We start from the raw sequence: 19,076 nt of genomic DNA on the forward strand, positions 1-19,076 counted from the left end.
TGGCGTTCAATTACAACAATAACAACCAGGGATTACTTCGCTTAAAACTCGTAGCTGTAACTCAAGCTAACAACTGTTCCTACTTCTTTACTACGGACTAAAATGCCCGATTGGTTCACTTCCTGATCTTCACCCAGCAAGTTTTTCACTTTTAAGCCAATCTTTGAGTTGAAGTTCGGATAGTAGTTGTAAACCAGATCCAGGGAGTGGAACGGTTGTTCATAAGCGTCATCACGACCACCGACACCAGCTGCCAGAATGCGCTCACCAAAGACGTTATACACCAACGAGGTTGAGTGCTCGCCGTTTGCTGAGTCATAGTTCAACTGGAAGTTCGCAACGTATTCTGAGTGACCCGTCATGCGCTTAGTCGGGTTGGTTAAGTTACCCGCCAACGCCGGATCAATCGACGCTTCGGAATCACTCCAGGTTAAGTTACCGGAAGTGAAGAAGCCGTTCGCCAAGTAGCCTAAGTCGTGCAACCACTCAAACTCAACGCCGTACACTTCCGCCGACTCACCGTTCACATACGTTAAGGTGTAGTCTTCATCGCCGACACGAAGTACTGACTCAATCGGGTTCGAAATGTCCTTATAAAACGCAGCAACCGTATAGTTGTCCCCGTTATCGGCATAGTATTCAAAGCGTGCATCGTAGTTTTTTAAGTCACTGCTTTGCAGACCAGCCGTACCAAAAGTACGAATGTCAGTCACCGGGTCGTAGTAAGCCACCGGTACGGTTTCACGCAGATCCGGACGGACAACCGTTTCACCATAACCAAAGCGAAGCTGATAATTGTCGTTCGCCATGTAGGTTAATGACAAGGCAGTATAAACATCGTCTTCCGAAATCGAACTATCGACAACGCGCTGAGGATTGAAATAGTTATTCAAGTCCTGCTCGTCAAAAATCAAGCTCGAGGTCGCCAACGACACCTGTTTAAAGTCTTCGTAGCGAAGACCGCCGCTGACGCGCCAAGTATTGTCGAATATCACATCAAACTCGCCGTAGTACGCGTCTATCTTCTGCGCCGCTAAATAGTCATCAGCGTTAGGTGCCCCCGGCTCACGGAAGGTAATACGAAAATCGTTTTCGTCGATGACTTCATCCGTCAAATAGCCCGTAACACCCAACACATTGTCTAAGTCGTCCAGTACCGACAGGCGTGAACCCGAGGCGTTATCCAGGCTGAAGCGACTGGTACTGTAATAGCGAGCCTTGTCCATAAAATCGTAACCGGCTTTCAATTCCAGCTCAATACCAGACAACATAATTGGTAACGAGAAATTACCGCCGTAAGACTTCACATTGTCTTCCATGTCAACGAACTGGAAAATCGCCCGGTTGTCATCACCGGTGACCCGAGTTTCGGAGAAGCTTCCGTCGGTGTTATAAATGTCATCAAAGCGATACGACACCTCGGTTGGAATGTCCGTTTCCGCTTTTGACTCTGTATACTGCCAGTCAAAGCCAACCCCCCAGTAATCCATGAAGGTGTGTTGCCCACGGAGTTGATCGACATTCAGAACACGCTCTTCATACTTGAATTCATGCTCGCGGTTAGCAATGCCGGTTCCGGCGATGGTTTTTAAGTTACTGCCGTTGGGGCTTTGCTTAATACCGAACTCGGACTCGTCCTCTGAGTCTTCCAGATAAATTTTGGTGTAGCTAACATTGTGAGTATCGAGCTGATAACCCGCCGTGAAGAAACCATTCAGGCGTTCCGTTTCTGTGGTTACCGTGGTTTCCGACAAGGTGTTGTAACACGAATTCGACACATCCTCGGCGGTTTCCAGCGAGGTTGAACAGCCTGCTTCCGCGTTATTACTGATGACGGCGTTACGACGCTCTGATGCATCCCAGTCATTGTCGTAAGAAGCGGCCGCTAAGACACCGAAAGTACCTCCAAACCAAGACTCATCAAAGCTGTTACCCAAGGTAGCTTTTAAATCAAAATTAGGATCTAACGACTCTTTCTTAAGTACCATGTTACGCGGCAACTGCTTCGCTAACGACGCATTAATGGCGCGCGCCTGATCACCGGCACTGGTGCCGTTACCGGTTAAGCCATCCGTATTAATGATATTACGTAAGCTAAAATCACCTTCGTAACGACCAATGGCGTTTTGAATACCTTCGGGAATACCCGCGTCGTTACGGTTATAGGTGTAACCTTCGTCGGCATTGCTGTTGAAACCCACACCCGCTTCTACGCTAAAAACAAAATCATTTGGCAGAGAGCGTGTGCGAATGTCGATGTTACCGCCACCAAAAGCAGCCGGCATTGACGGTGAAAACACCTTTTGTACCGCCATGCTTTCGATAATGGTCGACGGAATAATATCCAGTGGCACCACATTGCGGGTTAAGTCCGGGCTGGGAATACTGGCACCGTTAATACGGGCACTCGAATAGCGTTCACCTAAGCCGCGAACATAGATGAATTTGCCGTCAACCAACGTCAAACCGGTAACGCGACGCAACGCTGAGGCAGCGTCACTGTCACCAGAGCGGGATAGCTGCTCAGCGCCTAAGATGTCCGCCACAAAAGCCTGATTTTTACGCTCTTCAACCACCGCAGCAGCACTTCCCTGCAAGCGACTGCCGGTAGTCACCACCTCTTCAATGGTCGATTCACGCTCGATGTCAGCGTCTTCAGCTTGCTGAGCCAAGGTTACCGGACTGGTGGCGACAAGACCTAATCCAACCGCCAGTGCTACAGGCTTGAGTTTGTAGTGATTTTTCATAACCAACTCCTACACTAAAATCGGAAAATAGGCGCAACCTGTGTGCGCCTATTCATTAACCTGCAACTCAACTTAGTCCTGCTCAGAGGCGGTTACTGCGTTGTCTACCCACTGATACCATTCAGAGCTGGTGTCGTCGTTCGACAATGCACCGATGAAGTCAACCGCAGTAAAGAAGTCGTCATTCAGTCCGGTTAAGTCATTTGCCGTAATCGTGATAGATGACGACATGTCAGTTGAAATACCGTCATCGTTCAGTACCGTTGCTGAACCGTCCAGAATTTCGTTCGCGCTGCCGTTTTGGTACCACTGAGTGTAGGTCTCACCATCAGCGAACGTATTGTCACCCGTGCTAACAAAGTTATTAGTACAAGCTAGTACTGAGCTGTAGAAGTCGAGCTCGCCGTTATCAACGCCCGCTTCGCCGTCTGACGTAAAGAAGACACAGCCGTCATCTGCCGTACCGTTTTCTTTAATTTTCAGAACGTTGTACATTTGACCCTGGAAGTTATCGTCAAACTTCGTCGCAATTGACGGGTCGTTGTCGCGCACAGACGTGCCGTCAGTGGTAATAATGGTCACGTTAGCAATGGTTGGGGCAGAAGCCGGTGCTTGCGAGTAGTCCGGTCCATTGTTTTTCTCACCGTCAGCCTCAAAGCCGCCGTTCCCCATGTAGTTGGTCTGGCCGTCTACCGTCACAGTGCCATGTTTAATAAAAACGAATTGCGCACGTCCCTGCCAGCCAGCGTCCATATCCAGCGAATCGTCCTGAGTATCTGTAACGACAATGTTTCTTAAATCAGCAGCACCACCGAAGAACTCAATACCGTCATCGAACCCCTGGTGAATGTGGATAAATTCGTAAGAAGAGCCAGAACCTACTGCGTTCAGCGTTAGTGAGTTCAAGTCGTCGCCATCACCGCCGTCACGAGGGCCTGAGCCTGCGTACCAAATTTGAGCGTACTTCATTGAGCCGCTGTCGTCCGTGTTGTCGTTACCACCGTAGAAGCTGACAATACCTTCCGACTCACGGTTACAAGTACCGCCATCACGTTCAGCATCCGTACACTCATTGGTAATGCCGTTACCGTTAATGATGATACCACCCCAGTCTGCGTAACGTGGCGCATCGCCAGAAACGTTTAAACGGTCAAATTCATTTGCCGAGGTAAATTTAATCGGTTTATCAAATGTACCAATAGCATTCAGTTGCGCACCGCGGGCAATCTGAATAATGGCTTCGCCAGAGGTGAATGCTAAAATCGCTCCCGGTTCAACCGTCATCACCGGACCGTTTTGATTAATCTCACAACCCGTCGTGGTGTCACAGTCTTCACCAATCTGCAAAGCGCCTTCAAACACGTGCACACCGCCGTCAGGCAACTCATCAAACGTAATGTCTTCCGTAATTTCTATCGTTGCACTGGCAAAGTCAGTATCGTAGGAGCAGTCCTGACCATCGTATTCACCCTGAACGTCTGCGTAGGTTGCACATGGATTAGATGAACCGCTGTCACCGCCCCCGGTATCACCGCCGGCATTCGAGCCACCACCATTATTCACGGTTGGCGTCACGTTAATATCGCCACCGCAACCGGCTAATAGAAGTGCTGTGGTCACTGCAGATATCTTAAATAAGGTATTGAATTTCATTGGGTTCTCCCGACTTCTTCGTGTCATGTTGTGATTTAAGTCGGGAGCAGATTAGGACGCTTGCATGACAGGATTGTGACAACACAAAAGTGTCACAAAATGTTCACGATTTGGTAACCAAAACGCGTGGTGATGATCTTTGCACTTGTTGAATAAGTAACCTATATCAGTAATAACACATCAACGAGGAATAGTTATGCGTAAGCTTTTAGTAAGCGGTTTACTGGCGGTGTTTGCGCTGCCAGCCACAGCCGATCGTTTCGAAGACGTCACCATTGAACATAATGAAGTGGCGGACAATATCTATATGCTGACCGGTGCCGGCGGCAATATTCTGATGTCTTCCGGCAGTGACGGCGTGTTTATGATCGACGACCAATATACGCAAATGTCAGAGCGCATCGCCGATAAGGTCAAAGAACTCAGCGGCGAAGACGTGAAATACATTCTGAACACTCACTTCCACGGCGACCATGTCGGCTCGAACATGTGGTTTGCCAGTAATCAGGGTTCGACAATTTTCGCACACGATCATGTGCGCGAACGCCTAAGCAATGACGACAATTTCGAAGCAATGGGTCTGCCGGCGATCACTTTTGACTCGGGCATTACGTTTCACTTTAACGACGACACCATTTACGTGTTTCACTTGCCTGCCGGACATACCGACGGTGACAGTGCCGTATGGTTTGAAGACGCGAATGTTTTGCACCCGGGCGACTTATTCTTCAATAAACGCTTCCCGTTTATTGATCTGAAAAGCGGTGGCGACGTGGACGGTTACATTGCTAATGTCGAGCAGTTATTAGACCGTATTACCGATGAAACGGTGATTATTCCCGGCCACGGTCCCCTGGCTGACAAAGCTGACTATGAAAGCTTCTTGTCGATGATAAAAGAGACCAAAGCCGAAGTAGACGCCATGAAGCAGAATGGCATGAGCCTTGAAGAAGTGCAGGCGAAAGGCCTCAGTGACAAGTGGGCTGACTGGAGTTGGTCCTTTATTAACGAAGAGCGCTGGATTGCAACGCTCTACTAAGTTTTAAGTAACCGTAACCTGACTAACAAACCGAACGGAAAATTAACTGTTCGTTCGGCTGCTCAAGGTGATACTCCATGGCCAGCTCGTCGCAGTTGGCCAGCCTTGGGCAAATCTCACAGTCCTTCATGACCTTTTCCGGTAAGGTGTCTTTCGAGCAATGGTTAAAGCCCCGCTGCTCAAAAAAATCCGGCACCCGGGTCAGTACTATCACTCGGTTTAGCTGCAACAAACGAGCTTTTTTCAATAAGTAAGCCACCAACATACGCCCCTGACCACGCACCTCGGTTTTCGGGTTGACTCCTAACGAGCGAATTTCCGCTAAACCTGTGGTGTAGATATACAACGACGCACAGCCCATCACCTTACCGTCAACTTCCGTCACCGCAAATTCATTAATCGAGTGCACGATATCGTCTTTTGCCCGCGGCAGATTCTCGCCCGCTCCAGCCCAGTGCTGAACTAAGTCTAAAATAGCGCCAATATCACTTAAGTTCGCGTCACGCACCTGGATCTGCTGTTGCTGCTGCGCCGCTTTTAACGCTTCATTCACCCGCTCCGGCGACGTACCGCCCAGGGCACAACGTTTTTCCAGCAGAGCATCCAGCGTCAGCCAATCATAAACGTCCTGCTCAATAACCGGGACCACCGCCTGAAACGCCTCCAGCGGCATATCCTCTAATGGTTTTTGAGCCTGAATAGCCTGTTGCACCAGCTCGCCGACGTTGTGATGCGCCTGCCGGAAAGGAATGCCTTTGGATACCATATAGTCCGCGAGCTCAGTCGCATTGGCATAACCGCCTTGCGCAGCCTTACGACAAGCCTCATGATTAACCGTCAGACCATTCAGGGTCGAGGTCACCATCGCCAGTGACGCCTGCCAGGTGGTAAAGGCATCGAACAAGCCTTCTTTATCTTCCTGCATGTCTTTGTTGTAGGCCAATGGCAGCGCTTTTAAGGTCATCATTAAGCCGGTTAATGAACCCACCACCCGGCCGCTTTTACCGCGCACCAACTCCAGCGCGTCCGGGTTTTTCTTCTGCGGCATCAGTGACGATCCCGACGTCACATTATCGGCCAGCTCGATGAAACCGGCCTCCCCGGAGTTATAGAAAATTAGGTCTTCCGCTAAGCGCGACAAATGCAGCATCGACAACGACGCGGTGCTTAACAGCTCCACCACAAAGTCACGGTCAGATACTGAATCCAGACTGTTACGCGTTGCTTCACTAAAACCCAGCTCGCTGGCAATAGCTTCGCGGTCGACCGCATACGCCGTACCTGCCAGTGCACCGCAACCTAAGGGGCTTTTATTGAGCCGACCAGTAGCGTCTTGTAAGCGCTCACTATCGCGCTGCAGCATTTCTACATAAGCTAAGCACCAGTGCGCCAGCAATACCGGTTGCGCCCGTTGGAGGTGCGTATAGCCCGGTATCACGGTGTCTTTTTCACGTTGCGCTAGGTTCAGTAATGCCTGCTGAGTCTGCTTCAGTGACTGCTGCAGAACTCCTGCTTGCTCGCGGCACCACAAACGTAAATCGGTCGCTACCTGATCATTCCGGCTGCGCCCGGTATGCAGCTTTTTGGCTAAATCACCCACTTTAGCTATCAGTGCAGCCTCAACAAAAGAGTGAATGTCCTCATCGCCACCAACAGCAACTGCCGCAGGGTCTTCGCGCACCTCACTGAGCAGTTCATTCAATGCCTGCTGTAACTGCAGACATTCATCATGGTTTAACACGCCAACCTTGTGCAACGCATTCGCCCAGGCTTTAGAGCCGGTGATATCCTGCTCCGCCAGCACATAGTCAAACGGCAGCGAGTCATTAAACTGCTGAAACGCGGCATCGGGCCCTGCCGCAAAACGTCCACCCCATAGCGCCATAATCTACCTCTTTTGCTGCTTCTGTAACGCCGCTATCCGGCTGGGAAGAGAGAACAACCGAATAAAACCTTCGGCGTGCGCCTGGTTATAGACTTCGTCCGCACCAAAAGTCGCAAAGTCTTCGCTGTATAAGCTATTCGGAGAACGTTTCTGAACCGCAGTCACTGAGCCTTTATAGAGCTTCAGCACCACGTCGCCGCTGGCGGTCGAACACAGTGATTGTGCCGCGCTCATGACCGACTGCTGCAATGGGGTAAACCAGCGGCCGTCGTACAACAGCTGTGCAAACTGTTCGCTCAATTGCGCTTTCCAGCTGCGGCTGGTTTTATCCAATACCAGCTCATCAATCGCCTGTAACGCAGCCATCATCACCGTACCACCGGGAGTTTCGTAACAACCACGGCTTTTCATGCCCACTAAACGGTTTTCGACAATATCCACCCGCCCGACACCATGCTTAGCGGCAATGTCATTCAACACATTCAGGCATTCGAAAGGCGACAGTGCCTTGTCATTCACCGCCGTGATGTCGCCATTTTCGACCGTAACAGAAACATATTCCGGTTTATCCGGCGCTTGCTCTGGCGATGTCGTCATGGTCCAGACTTTATCCGTAGGCTCACACCAGGGGTCTTCCAGCTCGCCGCCTTCGTGCGAAATGTGCCAGGCGTTGGCATCCCGGCTGTAAATTTTGGTCGCTGACGCCGAGCACGGAATATTCCGCTCTGCCAGATAATCCAACAGAGACTCCCGACTGCTTAACTCCCATTCACGCCACGGAGCTATCACTTGTAAGTCAGGTGCTAACGCCGCGTAGCAGGACTCAAAACGTACCTGATCATTCCCTTTACCGGTACAACCGTGCGCCAGCGCATCCGCACCCACTTTACGAGCCACTTCAACCTGAGCTTTGGCAATAATCGGACGCGCCATAGCCGTGCCCAATAAATAAGTGCCTTCGTAAATAGCCCCGGTCTTGAGTGTTGGGTACACGTAGCGCTTCACAAACTCATCTTTTAAATCAACCACGTGGCACTCGGACGCACCGGACGCTTTGGCTTTTTCTTCCACGCCTTCCAGCTCTTCGGCGCCCTGTCCTACATCAGCCACAAACGCCACAACTTCGCAGCCATAATTCTCTTTTAACCAGGGCACAATGGCCGATGTGTCCAGACCGCCAGAATAGGCCAAAACAACTTTTTTTACGTGACTCATGAGGCTTTCTCCATAGATTCTGGCAGTACTGCTGCCGTTGGGTTTAATAACAAGGTTAATAACGCATTTTGTGCGTAAAGCCGGTTCTCGGCTTGCTGGAAACAGCGGGACAGTGGACCGTCCATAACATCGGACGTGATTTCATAGCCGCGATGCGCGGGCTGGCAGTGCAACACCGAAGTGGCGCCACTTTGCTCAACCAGCGGCGCGTTAATTTGATAGGGGTAGAAAATCTCACGAACTGCATCCAGAGGTTGATCATCCCCCATGGATACCCAGGTGTCGGTGTAGAGCGCATCGGCATCTGCCACCGCAGTAATATCGTGCGTCATCACAATATGGGCGCCGCTTTGAGCTGCAAGCGCTTGTGCTTTCTTCACCAAATCCGCATTGGGCTCATAGCCTTTCGGACAAATAACGGTGCAGTCGGCACCTACTGTGGCAGCGGTTAGCATCAGTGAATGCGAGACATTATTACCGTCACCTAAATACACCAGTTTTAGCCCTTTAACCTTGCCGTACTGCTCCTGCAGCGTCAGAAAGTCCGCCAACGCCTGACAAGGATGAAACTTGTCGCACAGACTGTTCACAACAGGAACGGAAGCGTGCTGCGCTAATTCTTCTAAGGTACGATGCGACATCACCCGGGCGACAATCGCATCCGCCCAGCAAGAGAGATTGCGCGCGTAATCCGCCACCGTTTCGCGCACGCCCATGCCCTGCCCCTGCTCATTCAGGTAGACAGCATGACCGCCCAGTTTTTGCAGGCCAATGTCAAAAGACAGCCGCGTACGGAGGCTAGGCTTTTCAAATAAGGTGACCACACTTTTACCGGCCAGTGCGTGTTGGTATTTTTCGGGGAAAGCTTTTTGCGCTTGCGCTAAAGCCAATAATTGCAATGTGTCAGCCGGAGAAAGCTCCAGCCCGGATAAACAATGTTTCATCATACTTACTCACTAATCTGTGTGCCTGAAAAGGGGTTATTCATTACATTCCAACTGCCAATTCGCACACATCGTCGTAAGCGTTTTGCGGCGCTCAGCGCCCCGCGCACTTTTACCTCCATGCCGTCTTTAATCACTCCCGCCTGGGTCAGTTGCTGAATAGACTCTGAATTGAGATGGCTTAAAGGGCTTCCACTGCCGTCCAGAACTGCTTCAACGTCGGTTATTAACAGCAAATCAGCATTGTAGGTGGCAGCGACGGCCACAGCGGCATCATCCGCATTGACATTGAACCACTCGCCGTTTTCGCCAAAGCCGATAGAGCTGATAATAGGTAGGTAACCATGCATCAGTAAGTCGGCCAACAACGCAGGCACCGGCTCCGTACTTGAAACCTGGCAAAGACCAACCTGACCTAAGCTTTCAGACTGTCGAACACAGTTAACCCCCGCTTCATAAAGCGTCAGTCCAATCGGTTTTAAGCCTGAGGCAATCGCCTGTTTCATTAAGATTTTGTTGGCCGCGCCTGCCAAGCCACCCACTATATAGGACATGTGCGGCTCCGGACTGACCCGTAAGCCGCTTTGTTTTTCACTGTGCAAACCAGCGGTGCTCAGCCACTGTTGGACCAGCGAACCGCCACCGTGAACCAACACGATTTCATCCTCGTGTTGTTTCAGCGACTGAAACAGCGCATTTAGCTTTTCTGGTTGTTCCAGCAGGCTGCCACCGAGTTTAACCACCTTCATAGCAAGCCCTCCTCAACCGGCAGTCCCAGTTGCAGGTTGATGCACTGAATGGCTTGGCTCGCCGCGCCCTTCAATAAGTTATCAATCGCCGACAGCACAATCAGTTGATTCCCCTGTCGATGCCAACCAATATCGACAAACGGCTGGTGCTCAACGTTTTTTATCGCTGGCCGATTTTGCGCTTTTACCCGAACCAGCGGTTGCCCGGCATAGCACTGATACGCGCCTTCTATTTCGGTGTCGGTGACTTGCTCGTGAAGATTCGCATAGATGGTCGCCAGTATGCCTCTGGGGAAGTTCGCCAGGTGCGGTGTAAAAAGCACATTTTGTTGTAACTGCTGAGCTATTTCTGGCGTGTGCCGATGATTGAATAGCCCGTAAGCCTGCAATGACAGCTCTGCACCATGAGTATTAAGTGATGCTTTACGGCCCGCGCCGGTTACACCCGAAACGGCATTTACAATCACTTTTTCGTCGGTCAGCAACGCTTTTTGTTTTAGCGGAAGCAACGCCATTAATGCAGCGGTTGGATAACAGCCCGGCACCGCAACCAGCTGGGCGGTCACAATATCCGCGGCGTGCCATTCGGCCAGACCATACACCGCTCTGCCTAGCCAGTCCGTGTGTTTATGTTCAAAGCCGTAGAAGTCGGAATACTGGTTTACGTCGTGCAGCCGAAAGCCACCAGACAAATCCATAACCTTGAGACCGGCCTGCAAAAACTCTGGGGCTAACGCGACACTGACAGCGTGATCCGTGCATAAAAATACCGTGTCCGCTTGTTCAATAATCGCCGCTTTAGCAGCGCTCGATAAAGGCTGCAACGGCATACTCAAACAATGCGCATACTGCGGATGCAAATCACCCAGCAACTTGCCGGCATCGCTGCTATGCTCAGACACATAACAGCCGATAAGCACTAACGCAGAGTGCTGATTAACCAGCCGAGTGAGCTCGGCGCCGACATACCCACTGGCTCCGATAATGGCGACTGATTGAGAAGGAGGTGTTTGATACGGCATTAATAAACCATTGCTGTTTTTTGATTAAAAATGCACAATAACCGAATAAATATATTTATGCAATAATACTGAATAATTATATTAAGGATCCTGTTTATGACTGCTCAGGCTTTACCGTCTTTTTTTTCCATGTATCAGCAGCTTATTGCGCTGCCATCCATTAGCGCGACCGTTCCTAAATGGGATACCAGCAACAAGAAGGTCATTGACTTATTGGCTGAGTGGCTGGAATTACTGGGCTTTGAGTGTGAAATTAACGAGCTGGAAAGTCAGCAGGGAAAGTACAATTTACTGGCGCGGCGCGGCGCCGGCAGTGGCGGATTATTGCTGTCCGGTCATACCGACACGGTGCCTTATGATGCCAGCCGCTGGCACTTTGATCCCTTTACGTTAACCGAAAAAGATAACCGCTGGTATGGGCTTGGCAGCATCGATATGAAAGGTTTTTTCGCTTTTGTCATGCAAGCTTTAAGTGAACTCGATATCAGCCAACAAAGCAAACCCATTATGGTTCTGGCTACCGCCGACGAGGAAACCACCATGAACGGCGCCCGTGAGGTCAGCCGTTTTTCTAACCTAAAACCCGACTACTGTGTCATTGGCGAACCTACCGATATGCGACCCGTGTACGCCCACAAAGGGCACATGAGTGAGGTCATTCGTATTACCGGGCGCTCCGGCCATAGCTCCGATCCGGCACTGGGTATTAACGCGATAGAGCTGATGCACGAAGTCATTTCTTCACTCATGAAATTAAAAGAAGAGTTTAAGCATAAATATTCAAATTCAAGCTTCACTGTGCCACAGCCGACGATGAACTTCGGGCACATTCACGGGGGCGACAACGCCAATCGTATTTGCGGCTGCTGTGAGCTGCACTTAGACGTGCGCCCACTCCCCGGACTGTCTGTCGATGAACTCTACGCGCATTTGCACAAAGCCACGGAAAGTATTCAAACCCGCTACCCTGGCTCAATCGAATTGATATCTCTGCACCACCCGATCCCGGCATTTGAGCAAACGCACAACTCAGCACTCGTGCAACTCGCTGAAAAAGTCTCACAGTCACAAGCACGGGCCGTAAATTACTGCACCGAAGCGCCTTTTCTGCAAGAGTTAGGTTGCGAAACCTTAGTTATGGGTCCCGGTTCAATTAAGCAGGCTCACCAACCCGATGAGTACTTATTAACCGAAACCATTGAACCCACTCAAGAAAAGCTAAAAAAGTTATTAAAAAGCTATTGTTTTTCCAACTAGCTGCCGATACAAACAAGCAGAATCATTGATTTAGATTAATGCCAGGTCGTTTAAACGTTAGTAAAAGGATCATCACATGTTACGACAGTTTTCTATAGGTACCAGAGCCATTGGGGCATTCGGTCTAATCGGCGTATTCGTTATCATTCTTGGGCTATTTGCTCTCAATAGAATGGGCGCCATTGCCGATCGCATGCATGTTATTACCGACAAGCAAGTGCCTGCAGTGGAAAAAGTCAATGCACTAAATAACGAGTTTCTCTACGTCAACATATACTCGGCTAACGTTTACACTTATTTAAACGACCCAGACCGTCTGCAACGCTACTTAGATAGATTAGATTCAGCTTCGGCCAGTTTAAAAGAAGCCCAGGAGGAATACAGTTCCCTCATTGAAGACCCTGAAGCACGAAAACTGTTTAACGAGTACAAAGCGCTTGATAAAAAATATTGGCAGCTTAACAAGCAGTTTTTAGAGTTAGTTAATGCAAAACTTCCTGATGTTATTGCATCCCTACGTGAAAACTCATTAATTCCGTTAAGCACAGAAATATCAGCGAAACTAAACCAACTTCAGCAGCGCGAAATGGCGTTAATTAGCGATGCCGGCGATAATGCAACCAGTGTGTATGACAGTGCCAACATCGCTGTCATCATTGCGATTATTGCGGTCGTCTCGTTACTCATTTTCTTTGCTATTATGATGACCAAAAGTGTCGTCAGCCCAATATCCGCCGCTGTGGATTTTGCAAAAGTCATCGCTTCTCGCGACTTAACTCAAACCATAGACGTTGTCGGCAACGATGAACCGGCTCAGTTACTGAGACAATTGATTAAAACTCGTGATGAATTGCGCGAATCCATCAGTACTATTTCTGAGTCTTCCGAACAGCTGGCGTCAACTTCTGAAGAATTGAGCTCGGTGACACAAGATTCAACACGCACCATTCAGCAGCAAACGGAAGAACTTGAACAGGCAGCGACTGCGGTTAACGAGTTGACTACCGCTGTCGAAACCGTGGCTCAGGATGCACAAAATGCGTCGGAAGCGTCTGAAGAAGCCAACCGTCAGGCACAACAAGGTGACGATAGAGTACGCCAAACCGTCAGAGCCATTGAAGAGTTGTCACAAGAAATTGGTGACTCGTCAAGTAACGTGACTGAACTTGCAGAGAAAGTCACCAGCATTACCAAAGTACTGGAAGTTATTCGCGGTATTGCTGAGCAAACCAACCTACTGGCACTAAACGCAGCTATTGAAGCCGCGCGCGCGGGTGAATCTGGTCGTGGTTTCGCGGTGGTTGCCGACGAAGTACGCTCTTTGGCTCACAAGACTCAGCAGTCGACCGTTGAAATTGAGGACATGGTTAAGGCCATTAATGAATCCAGCGACCGCTCTGTATCAACCATGGAGAAAAGCATGGAACGGGCGACTCGCACTCTCGATGTGGCTCGTGAAGCGGGCGAAGCATTGCAACTTATTGCAACCGCTGTCAGCGAAATCAACAACCATAACACCTCCATTGCCAGCGCCGCTGAAGAGCAGGCCAATGTGGCTCGTGACGTTGATAAGAACCTGGTCAGTATTCGCGACCTGTCTAACTCAACCGCATCGGGCGCCGAGCAGACCAATGCCTCAAGTGACGAGCTCTCGCGCCTGGCAGTTGATTTGAGCGAATTGGTTAAACGTTTCCGAGTTTAGCAACCACCGATAATGTAAGAGAGGGCTTATGCCCTTTCTTACACTCACCCCGCTTGAATTTTAGACACACCCTATCCCAACCTTAAAATAACTTTTGTGAATACTGTTAATTTACTGCATAAATTAGACTAATGGTGCGACCGGCGCCTATTCTGAATCCGTGTTAACAACTCAGTAACAACGGATTCAAAAATGAACAACCTATTTCAATTCAGTCAGCCGCTTGATAACAATGCGAAAACGTTATTCAACGATGAGCATCAAGAATTTCTTGCCGAGCTGGTGGATACGTTTCAGCCTCGTTTAAACGAGCTATTGGAAAAGCGCCAGCAACGTCAGGCCTATTATGACGGTGGCGCTCTTCCCGATTTTGACGCAAACACCCAGGACATTCGCGAAGGCCATTGGAAAATTGCCGAACTGCCGAAAGATTTAAAGAAACGCCGCCTGGAAATCACCGGACCCGTCGACCGCAAAATGGTCATTAATGCACTAAACGCAAACGTCGACTGCTACATGGCCGACTTTGAAGACTCACAGTCGCCCACCTGGGACGGCATGGTGAACGGCCAAATTAACTTGCGCGACGCTAATATTGGCGGCATGACTTACACCGACCCCAGCAGCGGCAAACATTACAAAGTCGGCGAGAACCCGGCGCTGCTTATTGCCCGGGTTCGTGGGTTGCACCTACCGGAGAAACACGTGCAGCGCAATGGTCAGGCGATTCCCGGCGCCTTGATGGATTTTGCTTTGTACTTTTTACTGAACTACCAGCAACGCCTGCAGCAGGGCTCTGGCGTGTATTACTACCTGCCGAAACTCGAGCACAGTGATGAAGCGAAATGGTGGGCCGACGTCTTTCATTTCACGGAGAAGACGTTCAACTTAAAGACCAGCACCATTCGAGCCACCGTGCTTATTGAAACGCTGCCAGCGGTATTTCAGATGCACGAGATTCTGCACGCCTTAAAAGACCACATTGCCGCACTAAACTGTGGTCGTTGGGACTACATTTTTAGCTACATCAAAACCCTGAAAGCGCACGCCGATCGTGTCTTACCTGACCGCCAAGTCGTCAGCATGGACAAACCGTTCTTAAACGCTTATTCGCGGTTATTGGTGAAAACCTGTCATCAACGGGGCGCATTGGCTATGGGCGGCATGGCGGCCTTTATTCCCAGCAAAGATCCCGCTGAAAACGAAAAGATTTTGGCTAAGGTTCATGCTGACAAAACCCTGGAGCGTGACAACGGGCACGACGGTACCTGGATAGCTCACCCCGGTCTTGCCGACACCGTTCGTGAGATCTTCGTGGACGGTATTGAAGGCGATAATCAGCTGCATGTACTGCGCGAAGACGACAATGGTATTGACCAGGCGTTATTACTTCAGCCATGTGACGGCGAGCGCACCGAAACCGGCATGCGCACCAACATTCGTGTGTCTCTGCAATACATTGCAGCCTGGTTAAATGGCAAGGGCTGCGTACCCATTTATGGGCTGATGGAAGACGCCGCCACGGCAGAAATTTCCCGCACCTCTATTTGGCAATGGATCCGCCACGGCAAAAAGCTCTCTGACGGTACGCCGGTCACCAAAGCCTTATTCACGCAACTTCTGCAGGAAGAAGCCGACGTCGTGAAAAAAGAGGTCGGTAGCGAACGCTGGAGTAACGAGCCGTTTGAACAAGCATTAGCATTGCTTGAGAACATCACCACCGCCGACGAGCTGGTCGACTTTTTGACCCTACCCGGCTACGAGCAACTCAACTAATTTCAATTCACAACATTATTAAAGAACAACAAGGAATACGATCATGACAACCACAAATTTATCATTCGCCCAGCAAGTGAAAGAATTACAAGAACAGTGGGACAACGACCCACGTTGGAAAGGCGTCGAACGTCCGTACAGCGCCGAAGACGTTGTTCGCTTACGCGGCACCGTACAACCGGAATACACCTATGCCAAAAATGGGGCGAATAAACTCTGGCAACTGATTCACGGCAAGGCGCAGGAAAAGTTCGGCAAAGACTATGTGAATGCACTGGGTGCCTTAACCGGCGGCCAAGCGGTACAACAAGTGAAAGCCGGTTTGCAGGCTATCTACTTGTCAGGTTGGCAGGTTGCTGCCGACAATAACTCGGCGTGCAGCATGTACCCGGACCAGTCACTGTACCCGGTCGACTCAGTACCCACCGTGGTTGAACGCATTAATAACTCGTTCGCCCGAGCTGACCAAATTCAGTGGTCAAAAGGCGTAACATCGGAAGACGACAACTATGTCGACTACTTTGCACCGATTGTGGCTGACGCCGAAGCCGGTTTTGGCGGCGTACTTAACGCCTACGAACTGATGAAAAACATGATAAAAGCCGGTGCCGCCGGGGTTCACTTTGAAGACCAATTGGCGTCCGTTAAAAAGTGTGGACACATGGGCGGAAAAGTATTGGTGCCTACGCAAGAGGCCGCACAGAAACTGTCCGCCGCGCGTTTAGCCGCTGACGTTGCTGGTGCGCCAACGCTCATTGTTGCACGTACCGACGCTAACGCAGCTGACCTGTTAACCTCGGACTTCGACCCGAACGACAAGCCGTTCATTACCGGTGACCGCACAGCAGAAGGCTTCTATCGAGTTAAACCGGGCATTGAACAGGCCATTTCACGCGGCTTAGCCTATGCGCCATTTGCTGATTTAATCTGGTGTGAAACGGCGAAGCCTGACTTAGATGAAGCCCGTCAGTTTGCCGAGGCCATTCACGCGAAATACCCAGGTAAGCTATTAGCCTATAACTGCTCGCCGTCGTTTAACTGGAAACGTAACCTAGACGACGCCACCATTGCCAAATTCCAGCGCGAATTAGCTGCTATGGGTTACAAATTCCAGTTCATTACCTTAGCGGGCGTGCACAATATGTGGTACCACATGTTCGAACTGGCGCACGACTACGCACGCAACGACATGTCAGCCTACGTAAAACTGCAGCAACAGGAGTTTGAAGCGGCAGACAAAGGCTACACTTTTGTGGCCCACCAACAGGAAGTAGGCACCGGCTACTTTGACGAGCTTACCAATGTGATTCAGGGCGGCGTGTCATCCGTTACCGCGCTGACCGGTTCAACCGAAGAAGAGCAGTTTAAAACCTCCGCGTAAAACGCAGCTCAGCTTCATAAGGAAACACATCCGTCAGGACACCCTCACGGATGTGTTTTTGTATACGGCGCCAATACGCTGGGTCAACCAGCTCCGGATGCCGTTTCAGTAGTGGATCCCGGTATTTCGCCTGAGGTACGGCGAACTGCGCCAGCTGCTCAGGGAACACATCGTCCGGCGCCATCGACACTTCCCAGTCGTTTTGTGGCAGCTTTCGAAAGCTCATGTCGGTCAGGTAGCGAACTTCGTCGTAGTCGTAAAACACCACTCGTTTGTGACGGGTCACACCGAAGTTCTTCAGCAGCATGTCGCCGGGGAAGATATTGGCTGCCATCATGTCTTTTAGCGCCCAACCGTATTCATCCATCGCCGCATCAATTTCGGCGTCATTAGCATACTCTAAGTACAAGTTAAGCGGCGTCATACGACGTTCGACGAACAACTGATGAATGACTAACGTATCGCCTTCAATAGAAATCGAATGGGCAATGCGTTGTTTAAACTCATCCAGTAGATCTGACGAAATACGATCCAACGGTAAGGCCACGTCGACAAACTCGAGCGTATCCGCCATTCGCCCGACCCGGTCGTGCCGCTTAACCATGCGATACCGATCAATGACCGTCTGCCGGCCAAATTCCTTGGTGTTGCCTAAGCGGTCATTAATGACCTTAAACACATACGGAAAAGACGGCAGCGTAAACACCGTCATAACCATACCTTTGACACCCGGTGCGGCGACTAACTGGTCGTCGGTACGGCGTAAATGATGCAAAAACTCCCGATAAAACTCGGTTTTGCCTTGTTTATGAAAGCCCACTGACGAGTAAAGCTCTGCCAGCGTTTTGTGCGGCATTAAGTCCTTTAAAAAGCGAACCAACGCCGACGGTGACTCGGTTTCCACCATAAAATAAGAGCGGGCAAAACCAAAAATTGTCGCCATTCTGTCCGAGCGCGTAATAAACGCATCCACGTAAAGCTTGCCCTGAGAGTTAATCAGCACCGGCACAATAAACGGGTAATGGTTATTTTCCGTCACCACCCGTCCGACAATATAGGCCGCTTTATTGCGATAAAACGGCGCTTTTAACACATCAATGCGTAAGTTATGGGCTTCAATGTCGGTCTCGGTCGCGCGCTCGAAGAATTTGTCCCGCAGCTGCTCAATGTCGTTTTCAAAATTCTCAAACTCGCCGCCCAAGCCTATGTCGTCAAACACTCTGGTGAGCGTTTTTTCTAAGCCATCAACCACAGGGAAGTAGGAGTGGCACTCATTTTCCACCGGCACCGGAATATGGTTCGCCAGCACTGTCTCGACAAAAATATAGTCATTGTGAAAATAAGCACGGTCAAATACCCGGCAAAACACCGAGTTGTAAAAGGTTTCAGCAAGCTCTGCCTGCGGATGAAACTGCAATAACTGCTGATATCGTTGCCGCGTTGCCTGCCACAACGCTTCGTCGAGCGCTTTGCCGACACGGCGCTCCACCTTTTTGGCAGTAAGCCCCACCTGATGGTCGTAGTAATGAATACGCTCAGCCGCCGCCGACACCACCGCTGTCCAGTCCCGCTGCAAAAAGCGCTCCCGCGCGCCCTGCGTTAGCGCCTGAAAGCGCCGGTAATGCGTATGAAAGCCATCGAGAATACTACGTGCCAGTGTTTCTGAAGTTATATTCATTTATCTTCTACCAATAAATCTGTGGGGT

The 19,076-nt window shown here is 50.3% G+C and carries 13 protein-coding genes; 5 read left to right on the forward strand and 8 right to left on the reverse strand.

The window, feature by feature from the left end; all coding sequences use genetic code 11:
• Positions 1 to 41: 41 nt before the first annotated feature.
• Positions 42 to 2,747: a TonB-dependent receptor domain-containing protein gene (locus CEW91_RS09600; RefSeq protein WP_088768743.1), complete on the reverse strand. Its 2,706-nt coding sequence runs from the start codon at positions 2,745 to 2,747 to the stop codon at positions 42 to 44.
• Positions 2,748 to 2,819: 72 nt separating this feature from the next.
• The gene (locus CEW91_RS09605) at positions 2,820 to 4,400 is read right to left on the reverse strand and encodes a hypothetical protein (RefSeq protein ID WP_088768744.1); all 1,581 of its coding nucleotides are present in this window, start codon (positions 4,398 to 4,400) and stop codon (positions 2,820 to 2,822) included.
• Between the two features lie 196 nt (positions 4,401 to 4,596).
• Between CEW91_RS09605 and CEW91_RS09610 the strand changes: the two genes are divergently transcribed.
• The gene (locus CEW91_RS09610; RefSeq protein WP_088768745.1) at positions 4,597 to 5,439 is read left to right on the forward strand and encodes an MBL fold metallo-hydrolase; all 843 of its coding nucleotides are present in this window, start codon (positions 4,597 to 4,599) and stop codon (positions 5,437 to 5,439) included.
• A 22-nt stretch (positions 5,440 to 5,461) separates the two neighbouring features.
• Here the strand turns inward: CEW91_RS09610 and argH are convergent, their stop codons facing one another.
• From argH to argC, 5 genes are read right to left on the reverse strand one after another with little or no spacing between them, the layout of a single operon-like run.
• A complete protein-coding gene (gene argH / locus CEW91_RS09615) occupies positions 5,462 to 7,324 on the reverse strand; it encodes an argininosuccinate lyase (RefSeq protein WP_088768746.1) in 1,863 nt (620 codons plus the stop codon).
• 3 nt (positions 7,325 to 7,327) lie between these two features.
• Positions 7,328 to 8,539, reverse strand: coding sequence for an argininosuccinate synthase (locus tag CEW91_RS09620; protein WP_088768747.1), 1,212 nt, complete (start codon positions 8,537 to 8,539; stop codon positions 7,328 to 7,330).
• Positions 8,536 to 9,486 carry an ornithine carbamoyltransferase gene (locus tag CEW91_RS09625; protein ID WP_088768748.1) on the reverse strand — a complete coding sequence of 317 codons (951 nt, stop codon included), beginning with the start codon at positions 9,484 to 9,486 and terminating at the stop codon, positions 8,536 to 8,538. The genes CEW91_RS09620 and CEW91_RS09625 overlap by 4 nt, the downstream gene beginning before the upstream one ends.
• A gap of 2 nt (positions 9,487 to 9,488) precedes the next feature.
• Positions 9,489 to 10,232, reverse strand: a complete 744-nt coding sequence (argB, locus tag CEW91_RS09630; RefSeq protein ID WP_088768749.1) for an acetylglutamate kinase — start codon at positions 10,230 to 10,232, stop codon at positions 9,489 to 9,491.
• Positions 10,229 to 11,254, reverse strand: a complete 1,026-nt coding sequence (gene argC, locus CEW91_RS09635) for an N-acetyl-gamma-glutamyl-phosphate reductase (protein WP_088768750.1) — start codon at positions 11,252 to 11,254, stop codon at positions 10,229 to 10,231. The genes argB and argC overlap by 4 nt, the downstream gene beginning before the upstream one ends.
• A 96-nt stretch (positions 11,255 to 11,350) precedes the next feature.
• Between argC and argE the strand changes: the two genes are divergently transcribed.
• The 4 genes from argE (at position 11,351) to aceA (ending at position 17,370) form a co-directional block, all read left to right on the forward strand.
• On the forward strand, positions 11,351 to 12,511 hold the full coding sequence (argE, locus tag CEW91_RS09640; RefSeq protein WP_088768751.1) for an acetylornithine deacetylase: 1,161 nt from the start codon (positions 11,351 to 11,353) through the stop codon (positions 12,509 to 12,511).
• Between the two features lie 76 nt (positions 12,512 to 12,587).
• Positions 12,588 to 14,213, forward strand: a complete 1,626-nt coding sequence (locus CEW91_RS09645; protein ID WP_088768752.1) for a methyl-accepting chemotaxis protein — start codon at positions 12,588 to 12,590, stop codon at positions 14,211 to 14,213.
• A 192-nt stretch (positions 14,214 to 14,405) separates the two neighbouring features.
• Positions 14,406 to 15,989, forward strand: a complete 1,584-nt coding sequence (gene aceB, locus CEW91_RS09650) for a malate synthase A (protein WP_088768753.1) — start codon at positions 14,406 to 14,408, stop codon at positions 15,987 to 15,989.
• A gap of 43 nt (positions 15,990 to 16,032) precedes the next feature.
• Positions 16,033 to 17,370, forward strand: coding sequence for an isocitrate lyase (aceA, locus tag CEW91_RS09655; RefSeq protein WP_088768754.1), 1,338 nt, complete (start codon positions 16,033 to 16,035; stop codon positions 17,368 to 17,370).
• Here the strand turns inward: aceA and aceK are convergent.
• On the reverse strand, positions 17,354 to 19,048 hold the full coding sequence (gene aceK / locus CEW91_RS09660; RefSeq protein ID WP_088768755.1) for a bifunctional isocitrate dehydrogenase kinase/phosphatase: 1,695 nt from the start codon (positions 19,046 to 19,048) through the stop codon (positions 17,354 to 17,356). The genes aceA and aceK overlap by 17 nt on opposite strands.
• Between the last annotated feature and the right edge of the window lie 28 nt (positions 19,049 to 19,076).

Origin of the sequence: Idiomarina piscisalsi (genome assembly GCF_002211765.1) — a bacterium.
GTDB lineage: Bacteria > Pseudomonadota > Gammaproteobacteria > Enterobacterales > Alteromonadaceae > Idiomarina > Idiomarina piscisalsi_A.

What these genes read in the sequence shown, in the direction of transcription:
- CEW91_RS09600 (WP_088768743.1), bottom strand. Translation starts at nt 2,747, where the DNA reads ATGAAAAATCACTACAAACTCAAGCCTGTAGCACTGGCGGTTGGATTA.
- CEW91_RS09605 (WP_088768744.1), bottom strand. Translation starts at nt 4,400, where the DNA reads ATGAAATTCAATACCTTATTTAAGATATCTGCAGTGACCACAGCACTT.
- CEW91_RS09610 (WP_088768745.1), top strand. Translation starts at nt 4,597, where the DNA reads ATGCGTAAGCTTTTAGTAAGCGGTTTACTGGCGGTGTTTGCGCTGCCA.
- argH (WP_088768746.1), bottom strand. Translation starts at nt 7,324, where the DNA reads ATGGCGCTATGGGGTGGACGTTTTGCGGCAGGGCCCGATGCCGCGTTT.
- CEW91_RS09620 (WP_088768747.1), bottom strand. Translation starts at nt 8,539, where the DNA reads ATGAGTCACGTAAAAAAAGTTGTTTTGGCCTATTCTGGCGGTCTGGAC.
- CEW91_RS09625 (WP_088768748.1), bottom strand. Translation starts at nt 9,486, where the DNA reads ATGATGAAACATTGTTTATCCGGGCTGGAGCTTTCTCCGGCTGACACA.
- argB (WP_088768749.1), bottom strand. Translation starts at nt 10,232, where the DNA reads ATGAAGGTGGTTAAACTCGGTGGCAGCCTGCTGGAACAACCAGAAAAG.
- argC (WP_088768750.1), bottom strand. Translation starts at nt 11,254, where the DNA reads ATGCCGTATCAAACACCTCCTTCTCAATCAGTCGCCATTATCGGAGCC.
- argE (WP_088768751.1), top strand. Translation starts at nt 11,351, where the DNA reads ATGACTGCTCAGGCTTTACCGTCTTTTTTTTCCATGTATCAGCAGCTT.
- CEW91_RS09645 (WP_088768752.1), top strand. Translation starts at nt 12,588, where the DNA reads ATGTTACGACAGTTTTCTATAGGTACCAGAGCCATTGGGGCATTCGGT.
- aceB (WP_088768753.1), top strand. Translation starts at nt 14,406, where the DNA reads ATGAACAACCTATTTCAATTCAGTCAGCCGCTTGATAACAATGCGAAA.
- aceA (WP_088768754.1), top strand. Translation starts at nt 16,033, where the DNA reads ATGACAACCACAAATTTATCATTCGCCCAGCAAGTGAAAGAATTACAA.
- aceK (WP_088768755.1), bottom strand. Translation starts at nt 19,048, where the DNA reads ATGAATATAACTTCAGAAACACTGGCACGTAGTATTCTCGATGGCTTT.